Source organism: Corynebacterium singulare (assembly GCF_000833575.1).
Lineage (GTDB): Bacteria > Actinomycetota > Actinomycetes > Mycobacteriales > Mycobacteriaceae > Corynebacterium > Corynebacterium singulare.
Genome location: NZ_CP010827.1, coordinates 236,843 through 255,853, shown reverse-complemented (window position 1 = coordinate 255,853; position 19,011 = coordinate 236,843). Strand labels below are relative to the sequence as shown.

8 protein-coding genes are annotated in these 19,011 nt (G+C 55.8%); 6 read left to right on the top strand and 2 right to left on the bottom strand.

Features of this window, described 5'->3' with window-relative positions:
• Nucleotides 1-21 precede the first annotated feature (21 nt).
• Together CSING_RS01170 and CSING_RS13495 are read right to left on the bottom strand one after the other, a co-directional pair.
• Nucleotides 22-675, bottom strand: coding sequence for a hypothetical protein (locus CSING_RS01170; protein ID WP_369816007.1), 654 nt, complete (start codon nt 673-675; stop codon nt 22-24).
• Between the two features lie 20 nt (nt 676-695).
• On the bottom strand, nt 696-992 hold the full coding sequence (locus CSING_RS13495; protein ID WP_144403092.1) for a hypothetical protein: 297 nt from the start codon (nt 990-992) through the stop codon (nt 696-698).
• An 838-nt stretch (nt 993-1,830) separates the two neighbouring features.
• Between CSING_RS13495 and CSING_RS13970 the strand changes: the two genes are divergently transcribed.
• From CSING_RS13970 to CSING_RS01140, 6 genes are read left to right on the top strand one after another with little or no spacing between them, the layout of a single operon-like run.
• Nucleotides 1,831-2,430: a hypothetical protein gene (locus CSING_RS13970; protein ID WP_232218841.1), complete on the top strand. Its 600-nt coding sequence runs from the start codon at nt 1,831-1,833 to the stop codon at nt 2,428-2,430.
• Between the two features lie 41 nt (nt 2,431-2,471).
• Complete coding sequence (locus CSING_RS01160) at nt 2,472-3,617, top strand: Gfo/Idh/MocA family oxidoreductase (protein WP_042528971.1); 1,146 nt, start codon at nt 2,472-2,474, stop codon at nt 3,615-3,617.
• Nucleotides 3,599-9,133 carry a non-ribosomal peptide synthetase gene (locus CSING_RS01155; RefSeq protein WP_042528969.1) on the top strand — a complete coding sequence of 1,845 codons (5,535 nt, stop codon included), beginning with the start codon at nt 3,599-3,601 and terminating at the stop codon, nt 9,131-9,133. The genes CSING_RS01160 and CSING_RS01155 overlap by 19 nt, the downstream gene beginning before the upstream one ends.
• Entirely contained in the window at nt 9,126-9,734 is a 609-nt protein-coding gene (locus CSING_RS01150) for a VOC family protein (protein ID WP_014303369.1), read from the top strand. Before CSING_RS01155 ends, CSING_RS01150 begins: the two co-directional genes overlap by 8 nt.
• Nucleotides 9,731-11,362: an AMP-binding protein gene (locus tag CSING_RS01145; protein WP_042528967.1), complete on the top strand. Its 1,632-nt coding sequence runs from the start codon at nt 9,731-9,733 to the stop codon at nt 11,360-11,362. Before CSING_RS01150 ends, CSING_RS01145 begins: the two co-directional genes overlap by 4 nt.
• 12 nt (nt 11,363-11,374) lie before the next feature.
• Nucleotides 11,375-18,946: a non-ribosomal peptide synthetase gene (locus CSING_RS01140; protein ID WP_042528965.1), complete on the top strand. Its 7,572-nt coding sequence runs from the start codon at nt 11,375-11,377 to the stop codon at nt 18,944-18,946.
• The last annotated feature ends 65 nt before the right edge of the window (nt 18,947-19,011 follow it).

Sequence of the window (19,011 nt, the reverse complement as noted above, 5' to 3'; positions counted from 1 at the left end):
CCACCCACGCCGACTGACCCGTCAACCGTCCTCCGGTTGGCGGGTCTCGTTCTTTAAGAGCTTAAGAGTCCCGGTACACCCCGCAGCATGTTGTGGCACATTAACCGTGGTCAGGGATCCCCGAAATCCCCGCGTACCTTGTTGTGGTTTGTGGGTGGTGTTGTTTGAAGGATTGAGGTTTGCCCCACGCGATAGCCGCCAAGTGTTGATGGGTCCTTCAATGGGGTGGACGATGGTGGCATAGCCAATTTCGGCAAACTTGTGGGTGAGGAATTCCGCGCCTGTCATGCGCGCACCGTTGGTGAGGTTGAGTTCTATTTCGTCCCCGTCGCCGTTAATGATCTGGTCCAACTCATTCAATGTGATGATGACTTGGGTGCGCACTGCGGGTGTGGAACCAGTGCCTTCTTTGAAGAAGATGTCGTTGGCGGCTTGGAGTAGGTCGGTGGTGTTGGTGGATTCGAGTACTGCGCGCATGTTGGCAATCGTGGTCGCGTCATCGGTAATGGAGAGTGTGTTGGGGCCTTTGGCTCTGTAGGTGATGCGCACTCCTGGTTTGGCGGTTCTTTTAGCACGGAGTTCTTTCAGGCGCGTGGCGGCAACGTGTGGGATGCGGTGTGCGGGTGTGGCGGTGAGTGTGATTCTGAGGTTCCAGGCATCCAGGGTCTTTTTCACCTTGGATGTGTAGGTTTCAATCAGTGTGAGGGTGCCGAGGCTGTGGTGTTGGGCAAGCGCGGATGCACGGGCTGTGCGTTGTTCTGGCGTGGGGCAGCCATCGCATAGAACCATTCGGTGAACGATTGTGCGGGCTGCTCCCACCATTCGTTGTCGAGTGCGTCGTAGCGGCCGCACAAGACTCCGTCGGCGGTGCGCTGCAGGACGGCGTAGTCGTCGCCGTCGATGTACGCAATCGGAAAGAAGTCGCCCAACGTGGGGTACGTATCAAGGAAGTCCACCACCGCTGTCGCATCCTCTGTGGCGTAGAAAACCAAGAAAAACAGCCTCTACGAAACCCGGAGCTTGATACCTGCACAAGTTCATGGTCAGGGCCCTAGGTGGCTGGATGGACTGTGTGATAACGACCATCTTGCACCGTCTAGGGCCTCTTGCTATGCCACGACACCACCAAAACACCCCCTGCCTATCCTTTTGACCCGGCCCAACGACCCCTACCCCCAGCCAGGTAGCTATGTTGCTACGCACTCTAGATTGGGAAGAGCCGTTTTACCCTCTATCTATTGCAACTCATTGCCGCGCAGGGTAGCCTAACCTAAACAGGCCCTAGCTGGCGTTATGTGCTCGCTAAGAAAAGGACATTGAGTGGTTCGCACAGGAGAGACGGCAAGAGTGGGGGTTCTCGGTTCGCATGGCGAAGTAGGCCGCCAAGTAGCCACACTGTTGCGCGCTAGCGGACATATGGTGAACTGCGGGAATCGGTCTCACCACACATCAGATGAGCGCACCGCTATCGTTGACGCTCACGACGAGGAATCTGTCAACAAATTTTCCCGTGACCTTGATGTCGTCGTCAACTGCGCCGGACCGTCATGTCTTCTCAAGACCTCAGTAGCGTCGGCACTACCAGACTCAGTGGGCTATATAGACCCGTTCGGAGCCAACTCATTCGACAACTATCCCACCAACCGTCCGTGCGTGGTCAACGCCGGCGCTACCCCCGGTCTCAGCGGTCTATTACTACGCCACCTGGCGGGCCTAATCGACGACTGTCAATCGGTAACTCTCTACACTGGTGGACGCGACCGGGGCGGGCTGTCGGGTCTGGTCGATGTGGTGCTAAGTACCCACAACTCCTACGGACATCCTGGGAAGATGATTGTCGACGGCGACCTCGTGGCTTACCAACCTGGGAGCATCCACGCTGAAGATCTGGAACCTTTCCCAAGCGATGACGGACTCATAGCAAGCCCGTTCGTCACCAACGAGCTACGCAAGGTGGCCCAAGATTTCTCTATTCCGCGCCTCATAGGGGTCACGGCCATACCGGACCGGGACACCCAGCAGTTACTTTTACGTGCGCTCTCACAAACCGACATATCAGACCCAACCACGCTCATGAATTTGTGCGCAGACATAGCTGCAGCGAAGACCAAACTCGATGCCGGAAAGAACCACTGGTTTGCCATCCAAGCCACTGTCCACGGCACCCTACGGGGCCGCCCTGTTCGCGTCTCAGGCAGTGTCCACGCACCGGACTCCACCTTCATCACCGCTCTTTTTGTTGCGGAAGCGACAAAAAGCGTTATCCGCGACGAACTACTAACCGGGCCGAAATGGGGCTATGAGCTGCCGGCCCCTCAAACTGTCCTCTCGTCACTGGCCTCTTACAACGTCGACATTAAAATCGTCGGCCCTACAGCAACTACCGACGCACCTCAATGGAGTGATGACGACGATGCAGGCTTCATTTAAAACCCCGGTATTTCGGCTCAGAACCTAGAAAGGCCCGTCGCATGAACACTGTACGCGTCGTCGTATGCGGCACAACATTTGGCCGTATATACATCAACGGGATAAAAAAGCTTGCGGATAAATTTTCGCTGGTAGCAATCCTATCTCAGGGCAGCGAACAGTCGCGCCGGCTGGCAGAGCAGCTAGGCGTACCTCTGTGTACCAAGATCGAAGATCTCCCCGCTTTTGATCTTGCCTGTGTGGTGGTCAGATCTAGCGTCGTTGGCGGTTCCGGCACGCAGCTCGCCCTAGAGTTTTTAAGCCGTGGCAAGCATGTAGTGATGGAGCACCCGATCCACAAGAAAGACTCTGTAGATTGCTACCGGATGGCAGCGAAAAATAACGTGCAGTTCAAGCTCAACACCTTCTACCGCTGGAATCCAACCATATCCCGGTACTTGGAAATCACAACAACACTAACCAGGCAGTTCAAAATCATCCACATAGACGCCGAATGTAGCATTCACTTTCTATTCTCAACGCTCGATATCATCGGAAGGATTACCGGCGGTTTTACCCCATGGAGCTTTGATGACGACACCCAAGTTACCGGAATATTCACTACGCTCACCGGTTCGATACGCAAAACCCCGCTCTGCTTGCGCGTGGTTAATCACAACGACCCAGAAAAGCCAGACGATTTCGCTCACGTGGGGCATCGAATAACTGTTTTCACGCACGCCGGAAATCTGGTGCTCACCGAGACTGACGGAACCATCATCTGGCACCCAAACACCCCAATCCCACGAGATCAAGCTGGCTTGCTAAGCACTGCTGCCGATGATCGTTTGAGCACTCTACAGTTGCATGAGAATCTCCTTATCGAGCCGTGCGTTACCCGTGTCGCCCTCTACGACCATACCTGGCCTGCAGGCATTGCGGAGTTTCTGAACGAAGTATATGACAAGTTGGCGTGCTCCAAGAACGAAGCGCAAGAAGCCGAATACCTCCTGGCATTGTGCGCAGTCTGGGCGCGCACCGGACAATTACTGGGTCCCACATGTACCGTCCAAGCAGCTATGCATGCCGAACCACTCAGTCTCGAGAGTCTGATGTGGCCGCTGGGGGAGTCTCATACCTCCCCCATTGAGCGAAACAACCCCAACCACCGGAACACAGGAGAGATAACATGGATGTCACAGCGCTGATTAACGACCTTGAATCCCGCGGTATAGCGCTATGGGTGAACGGCGATCGACTCAACTACCGTTCACCCAAGGGTTCCTTGCGCGAGGAAGACCTCGCGGCCTTAAGGTCAAATAAGGAAAAGGTTTTGGCATGGTTGCGTGAGCGGGAGGCCGTTCCGCATGATGAGCAAGCACGGTTCGCCCCCTTCCCCATGACCGATATTCAGCGCGCATACGCAACCGGTCAGAACGAAGGCTATGATCTGGGTGGCACCGGGTGCCACAGCTACGCCGAAATACGAACGGAACGCCTTGATCGCAGCCGCCTTGAACAGGCCTGGCACGAACTCATCCAGCGCCATGACATGCTCTCTGCAGTGGTCGTTCCACCGGATTCGCTGCAGGTGGTTAAATCTCGCAGTTTGCCGGTGCTACAAGCTGTAGACCTCGCGGGCCACAACCCAGATGTCCCGGACGCCGAGTATCTTCGTCACCGCGCAAAATTGGAAAACCGTAGCTACCCGTTGGGCACCTGGCCACTGCACGAATTCCAGCTTTTGCAATTTGACGAATGCAGCATCCTACAGTTTTCGGTGGACATGATCATCGCCGACTTTGTAAGCGTGAGGGTGATGGTCGAGGAACTTCTAACTCTCTACGCAGGTAACGTTCTACCGGAACTAGAGGACACCACGTTTCGGGATATAATCACCTCCCGTAACCACCACAGCCAGAGTGCCGCTGGCTTCGCTGCACGCACCAATGCAAAAAAGTACTGGTCCGAGATCATCCCCTCGTTGTCCGGCAAACCCTTACTGCCGACGCTGACCTCAGCCGATCGCACATCCGAAATGCCGGTGCGTTTCACCCGGCGTACCTGGCGATGCTCGCCAGCAGCATGGTCAAAGCTCACCGACGCAGCAAGCACTCACGGCGTCACTCCTTCGGCGACGCTACTTACCGCCTACGCCGATGTACTGCGCCGTTGGTCCTCCACAAGTGACTTTTGCGTCAATGTCACTTCGATGAACCGAGATTCTGCCATTGCCGGAATCAACCGTATTATCGGAGACTTTACCGAGATGACCCTACATGCTTGCCATCCGCACACTGGAACCTTTAGTGAGCGCGTGCACGCAACCCAGGAGCAGCTATCCGAAGAGCTATCACACGCTGCGTATTCCGGGGTTGACGTGTTGCGCGATATAGCCCGCACTACCGGGCAGCCCGCGGTAATCCCGGTAGTATTCACCAGCGCGTTGGGTGCAGACACACCGCACAACAATGGTCCGGCCTACAACCTTGTCTCCGGCGTAAGCCGAACGCCGCAGGTATGGATTGACTGTCAGGCATTCCAGGACGGAGGCTCTTGCAACGTCAACTGGGACGTGCGAGAGGACGTCTTTGAACCGGCGTTGATCGACGACATGTGGGAGTCATTTACCGACCTACTCGATCGCCTGGTCGACGACGGTTCGGCGTGGCAGGAAACTGATTCAGTCCACTTGCCCGATAAGACGATCGCCATCCGTAACCGCATTCACAAAACCCACGTACAGCAGACCACCCGATGCCTCCACGACGGGTTTTGGGATAACGTCCAGCAGCACCCACACCAGCCAGCGCTGGTGTGTGGCGGAAAAACCTACAGCTACCAACATCTGGCTGGCTACGTCGGGGCATTACAGCATGAGCTCTCTGATGTCGGTCCCGGAGATTACATTGCCATCGTCCTAGGTAACGGAGTATGGCAAATAGCTGCCGCTGTTGCCGTGGTATCAACTGGTGCAGCCTACGTGCCGATCGATCACGAGCAACCCGCAATCCGCCAACGTTCAATGATAGAAGCGTGTCGTCCTGCCAACGTCATCACTAATTCTCATTTCTCCGAAGAAAATACCGATATCTCCAACATCAACGTCGATACTCTCAGCCCGATACAGTACAGTGGCACCATAGCCTCACCGGTTTCCCCCACCGAAACCGCCTACATCATCTTCACCTCAGGCAGCACCGGAATTCCAAAAGGTGTTGTCGTTACGCACTCGGCTGCAATGAACACCATAGATAGCGTGAACAATCTCCTCGGCCGAAATAAAAGACGCACGGTATTGGGGGTATCGAAGTTATCCTTTGACTTATCCGTGTATGACATCTTCGGTACCTTCGCAAGCGGTGGCACTTTGGTCCTGCCGTTAGACGAGGAATCGCGAAACCCCAGCAAATGGATCGATTTCCTTGTTGATAACAACGTCGATACCTGGAACTCTGTTCCTGCACTGTTCCAAATGCTTGTGCGAGAGGTAGAGGTGACCCGTCACCCGAACATCCTCAGCCTAGACCTGGTTATGCTGTCCGGAGACAGGATCCCGGGCACTCTCCCAGCGCATGCTGCACCCCACTTCCCTAATGCTGAACTCATCAGCCTCGGCGGCGCCACGGAGGGCGGAATATGGTCGATTTTCCACCCGATGACCTGTCACACAAATGAAACTAGCATACCATATGGTACCGCGTTACCCAACCAAGGAATGTGGGTGCTCGACGAGGCCTGCAATGAGTGTCCGGACTGGGTGCGAGGGCAAATCCATATTTCCGGGGAAAGCCTAGCCACCGGTTACCTCAACGATCCAACCTCCACAGCAGAGAAATTTTTCTTTTCCGAAAAGCATGGCACACGTATGTACGATACCGGGGATATAGGAAGCTACCGCCCAGACGGCGTAATCGAGTTTCACGGCCGTCGGGACAATCAACTAAAAATCAACGGCTATCGAGTGGAAACCGGCGAGATAGAAGGAGTCCTCGAATCCAACGACTTCGTCGAACGCGCTATAGTACTCACCCAGGAAACCAGTGACCCAATTAAACTACATGCTTTCGTCACTGATGCACAGAGCGACAAAGATGAGCTCAAGGATGCTGGGCAAATCAGAAACTCGGAGCTCCGTACAATGCTTGAGCAGCGCTGGACACCTGCAGATACGAGCCTTGACACGGGAATATTTGCCACATGGATGCGGCTGGGAAACGAAGCCGCGATGGCTGCTTTGCTCGCGGCTTTCCAACAAGCCGGTGTTTTCCTCGTTGCAGGAAAATACCACACTCTTACGGAAATCACCGCGGCGATCCATCCCTCCGAAGAGTATCGCGAACTCATAACCCGTTGGCTCAATATTCTGACTGGAGAAGGCTTAGCCACTAAGGATGATGAGGGTTGGACTGTCAGCCAACAGACCCTGGACTTCTTCGTGTTCGGAGAGGCCTGGGATCAGTTCGGCAACATGGAAGCGGAAATCAATAACAGTAAGGAATTATTCAATTACCAACGGCACGCAGCTGAGGCGCTTCTTTCCCAGTTGCGCGGAGAGATCAGTCCCACCGAGGTGTTCTTCCCGGAGGGAGATACCCATAACGCCCGCACCATTTACGGCGAAAACCGCATTAGCAAGGCGATGAATGCTGCGGCCGCAGAGGCAGTGATCGGCATTGCCGAGCACCACGCTGATCATCCGGTAAGGATCCTCGAGGTCGGCGCTGGCATAGGTGCTACGACGGAAAAAATTGTTAGCCGACTCCCCGAGAACGTAATCGAATACCGCTTCACCGATATTTCGACATTCTTCCTACATAAAGCCCAAAAAATGTTCGCGCATTGTGGTGCCATGACCTATGGCCTGTTTGATATGAACTCAGACTGCACATCGCAAGATGTAGAGTTCGGCGGTTACGACATCATTTTGTGCGCCAACGTACTGCATAATTCAGTAAATATCGAGGAGTCATTCACCCGCTTAAAGCAGCTGCGCCGCCCCGGGGGCGTGATCGTCATAGTAGAGCCGATCACTGAACTTTACGCAGCCCTTATCTCGGTGTCCATCAAGATGAATCTGGTTGATTTCACGGACCACCGTGCGGAATCACACAAGGTGTTCATCGAGGACGCGCAGTGGGATCAGGTCTTCAGGGATACCCAGATGCACCGCATCGCGGAGTACCCAAACACTAGTGACCCGTTGCGCGAATGCGGGCAACGACTCATCATCGTTGGTGCCGATGACGACGATGTCCCCACGCTCAACAGTGAAGACATTCTGGGCTACCTGCGTGCTCACCTACCGGGTTACATGGTTCCGGCTTCCGTCAATGTACTACCGGAATTGCCGTTAACCTCAAATGGCAAGGTAGACCGCAAGGCCCTAGCGCAACTCTGCTTAGAACCGGTGGGAAGCCCCAACAACCGGATCGATCCTCCACGCAACGAAACGGAAGAGCAGATAGCGACTATCTGGCGCGATGTCCTCGACACCACGGAGGTTGGGCGCAATGATGACTTCTATGCGCTTGGGGGTGACTCACTGCTCATGGCCGAAACGGTAACCCGGCTCCGCCAAGAAATACCTGGCCTACAGCAGCACACGTGGGACGCCCTTATGCGTGGCGTACTCAAGGTGCCAACCATCGCAGGCATTTCCGCGCTAGCACAGGCTGCAGGAAGTAGCTGTCAACCCGAAGCATTAAAAGCCGTTAATTCTGCTAATCATACCTCCCCTGAACTGACTGCTCTGTCTACTGTAGCCAGTGGCTCTCCAACTGGGTCTTCAAATCTGCATGTATACCGATTGCCGAAGGACGCAACGTTCTGCCGCGTGATGATCCACGCTGGCACTGGCCGCCTGAAGGACTACGAGTTCTTGATGCCCGAACTGCTTCAACGCCAGCCAGAGATTGCCCACGTTGGTTTTACCGCTGGTGACGCAGATCGATTCCTGGACTACACAACCCGTACGCTGATCAGGGATCTGGCCCAGAGCTACGCCCAGGAACTTGATGAGTTGGATATGGAATCTTATCAGTTGGTCGGCTACTGCATTGGCGGTATGTTAGCGCTGGAGACCGCGAAGGCGCTCACCGAACTCGGCCGCGACGTGCGCCAGGTAACTTGCATCAGCACCCACCAGTGCCCGCACCGGGTCACTAATGAACTGCTGTGTGAGCTCGCCTATGGGTGCATTTTCAACGCTGACCTAAGTGCAATGGGGGCGAACTTCGACCTCAAAACCCTCGCAGCAGCCCTGGAGCACACCCTTGATGGCATCAACCGCAATATCAGTGACGAAGAACTGTGTACCCTTGAAGGCCCATACGCAGATATCGGGGAATTCTTCCAAAAGATGGCGGTGTTGAGTCCCAGGGCGCGCCGCAAACTCATCTACCGAAGCATCCGTGAATTCGACACAGACTCCGAGTCCACTCGCGGGATGCTGGACATCCTATACGATGTCTTCCGGCATTCGTTACTCGGAACCATCGACTACGTCCCCGATGTCTATTTCGGTGATGTAGTCGTACTGCAGCCTACCGAAGGTGTAACTGGTTTTTACCCGAGCCTAGGCGGAGACATCGATTGGCCAGCGACCGTGCTCGGCAACCTGCAGATACATGCCGTGGCCGGTTCTCATGCCACCTGCCTGCTACAGGAGAACGTACCCTCACTACTTCCGTTCTTCACGGAGAGGGAACAACGAAATGGCTAATGTGGGACACATTATCTATAAAGCAGACGACCTAGAGAACTCAATTAATTACTTCCGTTCGCGCGGCTTTGACGTTGAACCAGGACAACAGAAAAACGCTGCAAGCGCGCTTATTTATTTCTGCGAGGGTCCCTACCTGGAGATACGAGAGCGAGCCGACGTACCACCGTTTTTCCGCCAACTTTTACACCTTACTGGCAATGGAAAATTCGTCGACTCCTATGACAGATTCGCCACCATGTCACAGGGGTACTCACGGGTGGTACTGGAGGCGCAGCGCAAGGAATTTGACCACATAAAGGAGATTTTTGATTCTCATCAAACCAAGAGCCTGACAATCCCGTTCTCCCGCAAGGATCCCGCTGGCAGACGGCTCGCCTGCTGGTGTCTGTCACCCGACGACTGGGCGATCCCGCTTTTCGTGACCCCCTTTGCCATTGATACCCATCGCAGCACCCCGCATCCTAACGGGATTACCCACATAACCGACATCGATTTTGCGGCCAGTGAGAAGACATTAAGCATTTGTAAGCACGTTGGTGTCGACGGCGGCCTCACCTGCCGTTCCGGCACAGGCACGATTGATTTGGAGTTTGCATGAGAGGGCGCGATATCGACCGCAACAGTGTGTTGAAGCATTACGAAGGCACCGGCCACCTGGCCCGAAAAAGCCTGTGCCAGGAACTGTTCGAATCATCCGAGATTTATTCGGACCATGTAGCTGTCATCGCTGACGACGCACACCTGACCTACGCACAACTCGAGCAATCACTTTGTGTGTTCACCGAGGAGCTACGAGAAAGCGGCCTCTCGCCAGGAGACCACGTGCTACTGCAACTGCCAAACACCGCAGCGTATGTGGTGACTCTGCTTGCGCTGATGCGCGTGGGTGCTATCCCAACCCTGCTGCTTCCCGCGCATAGAGAGGCCGAAGTTGCAGCGTTGTGTGAGTCTTTACACCCAGTTGCTTATATCGGTGGCCGCGACCATCTCGGTTTTGACACCGTAGCCATGGTAGAGGCTATGGGACCCGGCGAGCTCGGACTCAAAGAACTGTGGGCCGATAACGGACCCACGCACGACAAGGAGTCCTCGTACCGAGTTCTGCCAGGTCTCTTCACTGCCCCGATTTCTACCAAATGTTCTCCGCCTACTAAGTGGCCGGATCCACGCAGCGTTGCGCTGAATCTTTTGTCTGGCGGAACCACGAACATGCCAAAAATAATTCCCCGGGTACATGAGGCGTATGCATATAACACCCGTGCGGCGGCACAGTGCTGCGGCGTCGGGCCAGATACGGTATACTTGGCGGTTCTATCTACCTCTCATGATTTCGCCTTAGCTCAGCCCGGGATTCTGGGCACCTTGCTTTCGGGCGGCACTGTGGTTCTGTGCACCAGCGCAGCCTTCGATGAGGCGTTTCCGGCCATTGCGACCCACGGGGTCACGCTGACTGCACTAGTTCCTGCGGTAGCCGAGGTGTGGGTGGAGGCCGCAGAGTGGTTTCCCGCAGATTTCTCTTCCTTGGAGCGAATTATCATTGGCGCAGCGGCGCTTAACGACGGCTTAGGTGAGGCAATACAGGATCGTTTCGGTGTGCGTATCCACCAGGGTTATGGCATGGGTGAAGGCATCACTACGTTCACGCGTATTGATGACCCTCCAGCGGTGATTCTTGGCACGCAAGGTCGTCCCATCTCTGATGCTGACGAGTTGGTAATCGATGGCCCGGGAGGCGAGCCGGGAGAGATACTAGAAAAGGGCCCTTATACTTTCTTCGGCTACGAAGGAAACCGCGATACCCCGGACTGTTTCACCGAGGATGGTTTCTTCCGCACCGGTGACCGTGGCTACCTTACCGAGGACGGCAACCTGGTGCTGTACGGGCGCGTGGTTGAACAGATCAATCGCCTGGGCGAAAACGTCTCCCCTTCTGAGGTCGAGACACTCTTGTCTGGAACTCCAGGCATTAGTGCTGCAGCCGTCTTCCCAATGCCAGATAGAGCACTGGGAGAGCGCACCGTTGCAGCCATCGTCGCCCAACCAGGCGTTAACCGCTCCGCCATTCTGGATGATTTCCTCACCCGAGGCGTAGCCCGATACAAGGTGCCGGACCAGGTGATCACTGTCGACGAAATTCCACTGATCAACATCGGCAAGGTCGACAAGAAAAAGCTGCGTGCTCTCGCGGCAGCGCAATTTACTGACCGTGAATCCGAACAAAGCTGAGAGGACAAGACCATGATCAAAGAGGAACAAATTCGCGAAGAACTCCTCGCCTCGCTCCACCAGATCCTCGGCGAAGATGCCGAAATCGGCATCGACGACAACCTGCTCTCCCACGGCCTGGAGTCACTTCCAACAGTCCGTCTGCTCGCTGATTGGATGAAACAGGGACACCGCGTCTCCTTTGGAGATTTCATGCGCGCCCCAACGGTAAGGCAGTGGGCGAAGATGCTTGTAGAATCCACACCAAACCACAGCACTGACGCCATTGAGTCCCCCAAAGATGGGTTTGCCGCTCCCATCGACGATTCCGTACCCTTTGACCTCACAGATGTCCAATACGCCTATTGGATTGGCCGCAATTCCTCGCAGCAACTGGGCGGGGTGGGCACCCACGGCTACGTAGAGGTCGAATCCCGCAGTATCAATATCGACCGATTGCAACAAAGCTGGCTGACGCTGCTACGTTCCCACCCGATGTTGCGCGCCTGCTACACCGAAGATGGCAAGCAATATGTGCTGCCAGAGCCGCCCCACCCCACCATCCTCGTTCATGACCTCACCAAGATGGACGAGTCCACGCGCGAAGAAGCTCTGCTATCCACGCGCGAACGCCTTTCGCACCGACTGTTGGACATAGCTACCGGCCATGTGGTATCTTTAGAAGTCAGCCTCCTCCCTCAGGATGTAGCAGTTATTCACTTCGATATCGACCTGCTTGTGTGCGATGTGCAGAGTTTCCAAATTATCTTGCACGACCTCGCCCACCATTACGCCACCGGTGAAGCCCCCGACGCCGACCCGTCGTGGAGTTTCGCTCGCTACCTCGCTGGACACGCTCGCGAAGGCGTCGCCGATATCGACCGTGACCAGGCATACTGGCGCAATCGCCTCTCCGAGTTGCCGGGTGCCCCAACCTTGCCGATGAGCCACGGCACCAACGAGGAACAAGCACACCGGTTTGTACGCCGCAGTCGATCATTCGATTCGGCAACTTGGTCGCGCTTGCGTGAGGTGTGTGAACACCACGCTACTACCCCAGCAATGGTGTTGCTGACCGCCTACGCCCGCACCATCGGCCAATGGAGCGAGAATAAAAAATTCCTCATGGCCGTACCTCTGTTCAACCGCGGTTCAGACACAGCGATAAAGAATGTCGTCGCAGACTTTACCGCCCTGACACTCACCAGTATCGATCAGTCCACACGCCGCACTTTCAGCGAGGACCTCAAGGATATACAGGCCTCTTTCTATGAGGATTCGTCACATTCACAGTATTCGGCGGTGCGGGTGCTGCGAGACCTACGTGCTTCCAGAGGTGAGCAAGTTTTGGCTCCCGTGGTGTTCTCCTGCAACCTGGGAGACCCACTGGTTGGCCAAGAGTTTATAGATACCTTCGGAGAGATTAGCTACATGATCTCCCAGACCCCCCAGGTGTGGATTGACCTCCAAGTCTTCACCACCGTCAACGGCTTCCTAATCGTCTGCGACGCAGTTGAACAGTTGTTCCCCGAGAAGATGCTGGACGATCTCTTCGCCACCCTAGTGATGGAGATTGACAAGGCAATCACCGACGATCTCTCGCATTCAGACCCGGTAGAGAGCCCAGGAGCGCAGGCCCGTCGAGCGTCACGTGCCGAAGTTGCCTCTTGGCGGCTGCCTGACACCACCCTTGTCGATGAGGTGATTGCCGCTGCACGGTGCCACCCCCAGGCCACGGCCATTCGCAGTGCAAGCGGCGACGTTATTACCTACCAAGATTTGGAAGAGCAAGCCACCACCATCGCCTCTGCTTTGGTGAATTCCGGGGTTGGGCGAGGCGCTTTGATTGCAGTGATGGTGGAGCGTGGTCCTCGCCAGATTATTGGTGCGCTAGCCGCGATGATGGCGGGCGGAGCATATGTACCGGTGAGTCTACAGCAACCGGAATCTCGTATTGCCGCTCTCTTGGGGGCAAGCCAAGTAACGCATCTGATTACTGACCGACCCGATAAGGTTCTGAGCGAAACTGCAGTTCAGGTAGTAGATTTCACGAGCGCTACCGGCACAGCCAATCTTCCGCAGCTGCATCCACAAGACCCAGCCTATGTAATCTACACCTCTGGGACCACTGGAACACCAAAAGGAGTCGAGATTTGCCACGGTGCTGCATGGAACACCATTAGCGAGATCAACCGTCGCCTGGGCGTTGGTCCGACAGACCGCCTACTAAGCGTATCTTCCTTTGATTTCGATCTCTCGGTGTACGACGCCTTCGGGCTCCTTTCTGCTGGCGGCGAACTGGTAACCATCCCAGATGATGCGCGCCGCGACGCCAAGAAGTGGGTATCGCTGGTGGATAGTTTAGGCATAACTATCTGGAATTCGGTGCCTACTTTGTTTGAGATGCTTTTATCTGCGGCTGATCGGACACCGGGCAAGCTCAGCAGCATACGCCATGTTCTGCTATCTGGCGACTGGATTGATACCAGCCTGCCTGAGCGCATGCGCACGGTTACCCCGCAGGCACACCTATTAGCTATGGGCGGTGCGACGGAGGCATCTATCTGGTCCAATGGTCTCGACCTCGATGTAGTGTCACCCGAGTGGACCTCAATTCCCTATGGTCGGCCGCTTGCCAAACAGATGTACCGGGTGGTGTCCAGCAATGGCCAGGACTGTCCCGATTATTCTGTGGGGGAGCTGTGGATTGGCGGCCTGGGCGTAGCTACACAATATGTCGGCGACCCCGGACTCACCGAAACTAAGTTCGTAATCTCGGAGGACTCACGTTGGTACCGCACAGGCGATATGGGCCGGTTCTGGGCCGATGGGACGATCGAGTTTTTAGGCCGCTCGGATAACCAAGTCAAAGTTCGTGGCCACCGCATCGAACTCGGCGAGATCGAGTCCGCGTGTGAAGCGTTGCTGCCAATAGAGCGTGCCGTGTGTATCACGCACCAAGGTGCATCATCGTCACCATCTTTGGTTACGTTTGCTCAGTTCACACCGTCACATGTTGCCCGAACTACTCCGGAGCAGTTTGCGACGTCATTGCGCGCCAAAGTCAACGACGTGCTGACCGAGGGCGACATCCGCACGTCCGTCGAGCACGATGAGCATTTACAGACCGCATATGCCTTCTCAGTGATGCGACGCTGGGAGGAGCAACTCACCGGCGTGGGGACCCCAAACCACCTCCGCGAACACCGTAATCGCTGGCAGACATGGCTAGGCAAAGCAGATGAACACCCGGCTACCGCAGACTTGCTTCTAGACGACGAGTCGTTCGGCGCGTTAGAGCGTTTTGTCACCCCCTTCGAGCAAGCCTTCGTAATGGCGGAGAAGCAGCGCAGTATCGCTGAGTTCATCCAAAGCCCAGATTCGATGTCGGTGGAGCAATTCCTCGCAACCCGTCCGTTGGGTCGGTTGGTTCACCGGGTCCTCGGCGCGGTTGTGCGTGAATGCAGTACCCACTCAACCAGCGAGCTCAAGATTCTTGAGATCGGGTCACGCCGGCCCGAGGCCTCTGCGGACTACGCGGCTATCGCGGGGACGAGCGCATACGTGCTCGCTGATCCCTATCGTCATCACCTCGAACATGCCGGACAACGTGTTGGTAACACCTTCACGTACCGCCAGCTCGGAGTCACTAGCACGCCCCAACCGACTCCTGGGGAGGCAGTGACGAAGGCGGACTTGGTGCTGTGCAACCAGACGCTGCACCAGAGCGAGGACATCGAGAAAACGCTCTGTGAGGCCTGGGGCCTCAGCGCCCCTGGAGCAACGATGGTGGTGGTAGAGCCCACTGCCCCCTCCCCGATGTCCGATATCACCGCCGCATTTATTGCCAACAATACCACGGACGCTCGGGCCGAAACCGGTACAGTACTACTCAGCGCCCGCAGCTGGAAAGAAATCCTGCAGCGCACTGGGTGGAAACCTGTAGAGCATGTAGAGATCACTAAAACGACGGCGCTTATCATCGCCGAACGCGCTAGTTCCAACGAATCGGTCACACTATGCGATTCTGACTATGCCAAGGCTACAAACCTACTGGCCACCCGCCTTCCGGAGTACATGCTACCGAAACGCATCCTGGAGCTAGCGAAGTTTCCACTCACCAGCAACGGCAAGATTGACCGCAAAGCGCTCACAGCATTAGTGCCGGAATACTTCGACAACGAGCCCGCTGTCACCGAACTTCCGCACACCGCCACCGAGAAACGGCTCATCGATATCTGGGATGAGCTGCTGCACACCAGCTCCAACGTGAACTCAGACTACTTTCGCTTGGGTGGTGATTCTCTCACAGCAACACGCCTGCGCCGTACCATCGAACAGTGTTTTGGCGTGGAATTTCCGTTAGAGAATATCTTTGACGTTCCGTTGCTGCGCGACATGGCCGCCCGAATTGACCAGATAGCCGAAGTCCCCCACCAGCAATCGGATCTTCCCAAGATTGTTCACGGGTCTGAACAGTACGCTCCGTTCCCGCTGACTGAGGTGCAGCAGTCCTATCTCATCGGCAGCTCTGGAGCCATCGAACTCGGCGACGTTTCCAGCCACTGTTACTTTGAAATGTCCACTGCCTGCTTAGACCCGGAGCGAGTGGAAGACGCGTTCAATGCCCTGATTAAACGCCATCCCATGCTGCGCACCGTCGTGTGTGAGGACGGATTGAGTCAGCGTGTGTTGCCCGAAGTACCACGCTACCGCATTGCCCTCATTCGCTCCGGCAACGCCGACAATGAGGATACTCTCGATGAAATCCGAGAGGAAATGTCCCGCCAGAAGTTTGATCCCACTCAGTGGCCATGCTTTGACGTGCGCTACGTAGCCGAGCCCGACGCGGGTCGACTGCTTTTAAGTTTCGATAACTTGTTTATCGACGGCTGGAGCATGTTCCACATTTTCCGTGAGTGGAAGCAGGCCTACGACCACGGCGTAGACAGTCTCGATCCGGCAATCCCCTATTCATTTAAAGACTATGTCGAAGCCACGATTGAACTGTCACACAGCGACATCCATAAGCGTGACCAAGCCTACTGGGAATCGGCAGTGGATACTATTTATCCTGCACCGCAGTTGCCGGTGACCGACACAAACGGCGCTAATACCTCGCAGTTTTGCCGCCACCACGCCCTGGTGGACGCTGCGAAGTGGCGCCGTATTAAGCAACGGGTACGTGAGGAGGGGATGACCGAAGCCGTATTCCTAGCCGAGGTATACGCCGAAGTCCTAGCGAGGTACAGCGATGAGCCGCGACTTAGCATCAACCTGACCCGGTTCGACCGCACTCGGTTCGCCCCCGAGGTTGACCACATAGTTGGCGACTTCACCAGCCTATCTATTCTCAGCGTGGATACCCAGTGTGCACCATCGTTCCGGGACCGCGCTGCAGCGCTACACAGGCGCATGTTCAGCAATCTCGATCACGGCAGTGTCTCCGGCGTGTCGGTGCAGCGAATGCTTACTAAGCAACGCGGTGCTCGGGTAACCATGCCGGTGGTCTTCACGTGTGGCCTGGGCGTCGTGGAGCACCCCGAGTCAGATCAGAGTCCTTACCTGGGCGTAATCGATCATGGCCTATCGCAGACGCCACAGGTATGGATGGACCTCCAGGTCTATGAACACGATGGTGGCCTGATGCTGAATATGGACGCGGTCGAGGCGATCTTCCCCGACGACATGGTGGCGGAGCTTTTCACCAGCCTTACAGCCACTCTCTCGCACCTCGCAGAGTCCCCTGAACTCTGGAACGCGCCCACCAGTACCATAGCTCCGACGACCAACGCGCCCACCGCAGATCGAATCAACGACACAGACCGGGAACTCCCCGGAGCGGATAAGAGCCTACTGGGGCTGTATCAGAAGGGACTTGCCGAGCATGGTGACAACCTCGCGGTGATAGACGCCACCACGCAATGGACATACGAGCAACTCAATGAGCAGTCGGATAAGTGGGCCCAGCTTATTGCTGCAACTGACCCGGCGCCTGGTGATCTCGTTGGCATCATGATGGAAAAGTCCGCACAACAGATCGCAGCGGTACTAGGCGCAATGAAGGCCGGATGCGCCTACTTGCCGCTGAGCGTGGACCAACCGGTGGGGCGTAACACTTCCATCATCAACGATGCGGGTGCATCCATTGTTGCGATGGACCATCCGGACGATGATTTCGCTGCGTTAGCCGAGCACTGCACAGTCATCACTCTGGCCGATGTCGCCCGGCATCGGCCAGGTGACCAGGCCTTAAGCGAATCGAGTCCGACACCCAGCTCGCTTGCGTACGTCATCTACACGTCTGGTACGACGGGCACTCCCAAAGGAGTAGCCATCACCCACGAGTCGGCGGTCAATACGATTGTCGATGTCAACGAACGCCTCGGGGTGACTCCGACCGACCGGATATTGGGGATTTCAGAGCTAAACTTCGATCTATCGGTATACGACATCTTCGGGATGTTCGCGCGGGGTGCTACCTTGGTGTTGCCATCTCCAGCAGACAAACGTGATCCGCAGTGCTGGGCAGATGCCGTAACTACGCACTCGGTGACGCTGTGGAACTCTGTGCCAGCACTTTTTTCGATGTACGTGGAACACCTCCGCGAACGGAGCCTCATTGGTTCCTCCGTACGGTCGGCACTACTCAGCGGAGATTGGATACCTGTAAATATCGCTTACCAGGTCAGCACCCTCTTCCGGGACTGCACAGTTTTCGCTGCTGGGGGTGCTACCGAGGCATCGATATGGTCAAACTGGTACGAGGTAGGCGTCGATGATGCCTCGCGTACCAGCATTCCCTATGGAACGCCGCTGGCAAATCAGCGAATGTACATCCTCGATGAGGCCCTGAACCCCCGACCCACGCATGTGCCGGGAGACCTTTACATTGCCGGACGTGGCCTGGCCATGGGGTACTGGAAGGACCCAGAGAAGACCGCAGCATCATTCATCACCCACCCCCGCACCGGCGAACGAATGTACCGCACGGGCGACAAGGCCCTCTACAATCACCTTGGTCACATCATCTTCCTGGGGCGCGAGGACGGTCAGGTTAAGGTCAACGGCTACCGCATCGAACTCGGTGAGATCGAGTCAACAGCACGAAAATTCAACGAACTCCGCGATTGCGTCGCTGTCAACGACCATGGCATTGTTCTCTACGTTGTTACGCATGAGGGCTTTAACATGGCAGCACTCAATAACCACCTCGCCGAGTCTCTCCCTGCCTATATGCGTCCACGCGTGATATCACGCATTGATGGGCTACCACGGTCTTGGAACGGCAAGATTGATCGCAAGAGTTTAGAAGGAAAAACCTTTGAACAACCACAAACAAGGGAACGCTCTCGTAATCACCGAGATTCGGGTATCATTACCATCTTGCAAGATCTCCTCGGGCCCAAGGAGATCAGCATCGACGATGACTTCTTCACCATCGGTGCCGACTCGCTCACGGCCGTGCGGCTTACTAACTCGATTCGTCGAGAAATGTCAGTAGAGATCTCCATACGTGACGTATTCAACCATCCAACGGTCCGAGAATTGTCCGACCTGATCGCCGACATCGTCGGCAGCGACGTAGAAGAAGGCGAAATTTAGAGTTCATGCCACACCTGTTTCACTCACCTGACAAGCCACTTGCCCCCAACCCAGTGCTACGCACA

What these genes read in the sequence shown, in the direction of transcription:
- CSING_RS13970 (WP_232218841.1), top strand. Translation starts at nt 1,831, where the DNA reads ATGATTGTCGACGGCGACCTCGTGGCTTACCAACCTGGGAGCATCCAC.
- CSING_RS01160 (WP_042528971.1), top strand. Translation starts at nt 2,472, where the DNA reads ATGAACACTGTACGCGTCGTCGTATGCGGCACAACATTTGGCCGTATA.
- CSING_RS01155 (WP_042528969.1), top strand. Translation starts at nt 3,599, where the DNA reads ATGGATGTCACAGCGCTGATTAACGACCTTGAATCCCGCGGTATAGCG.
- CSING_RS01150 (WP_014303369.1), top strand. Translation starts at nt 9,126, where the DNA reads ATGGCTAATGTGGGACACATTATCTATAAAGCAGACGACCTAGAGAAC.
- CSING_RS01145 (WP_042528967.1), top strand. Translation starts at nt 9,731, where the DNA reads ATGAGAGGGCGCGATATCGACCGCAACAGTGTGTTGAAGCATTACGAA.
- CSING_RS01140 (WP_042528965.1), top strand. Translation starts at nt 11,375, where the DNA reads ATGATCAAAGAGGAACAAATTCGCGAAGAACTCCTCGCCTCGCTCCAC.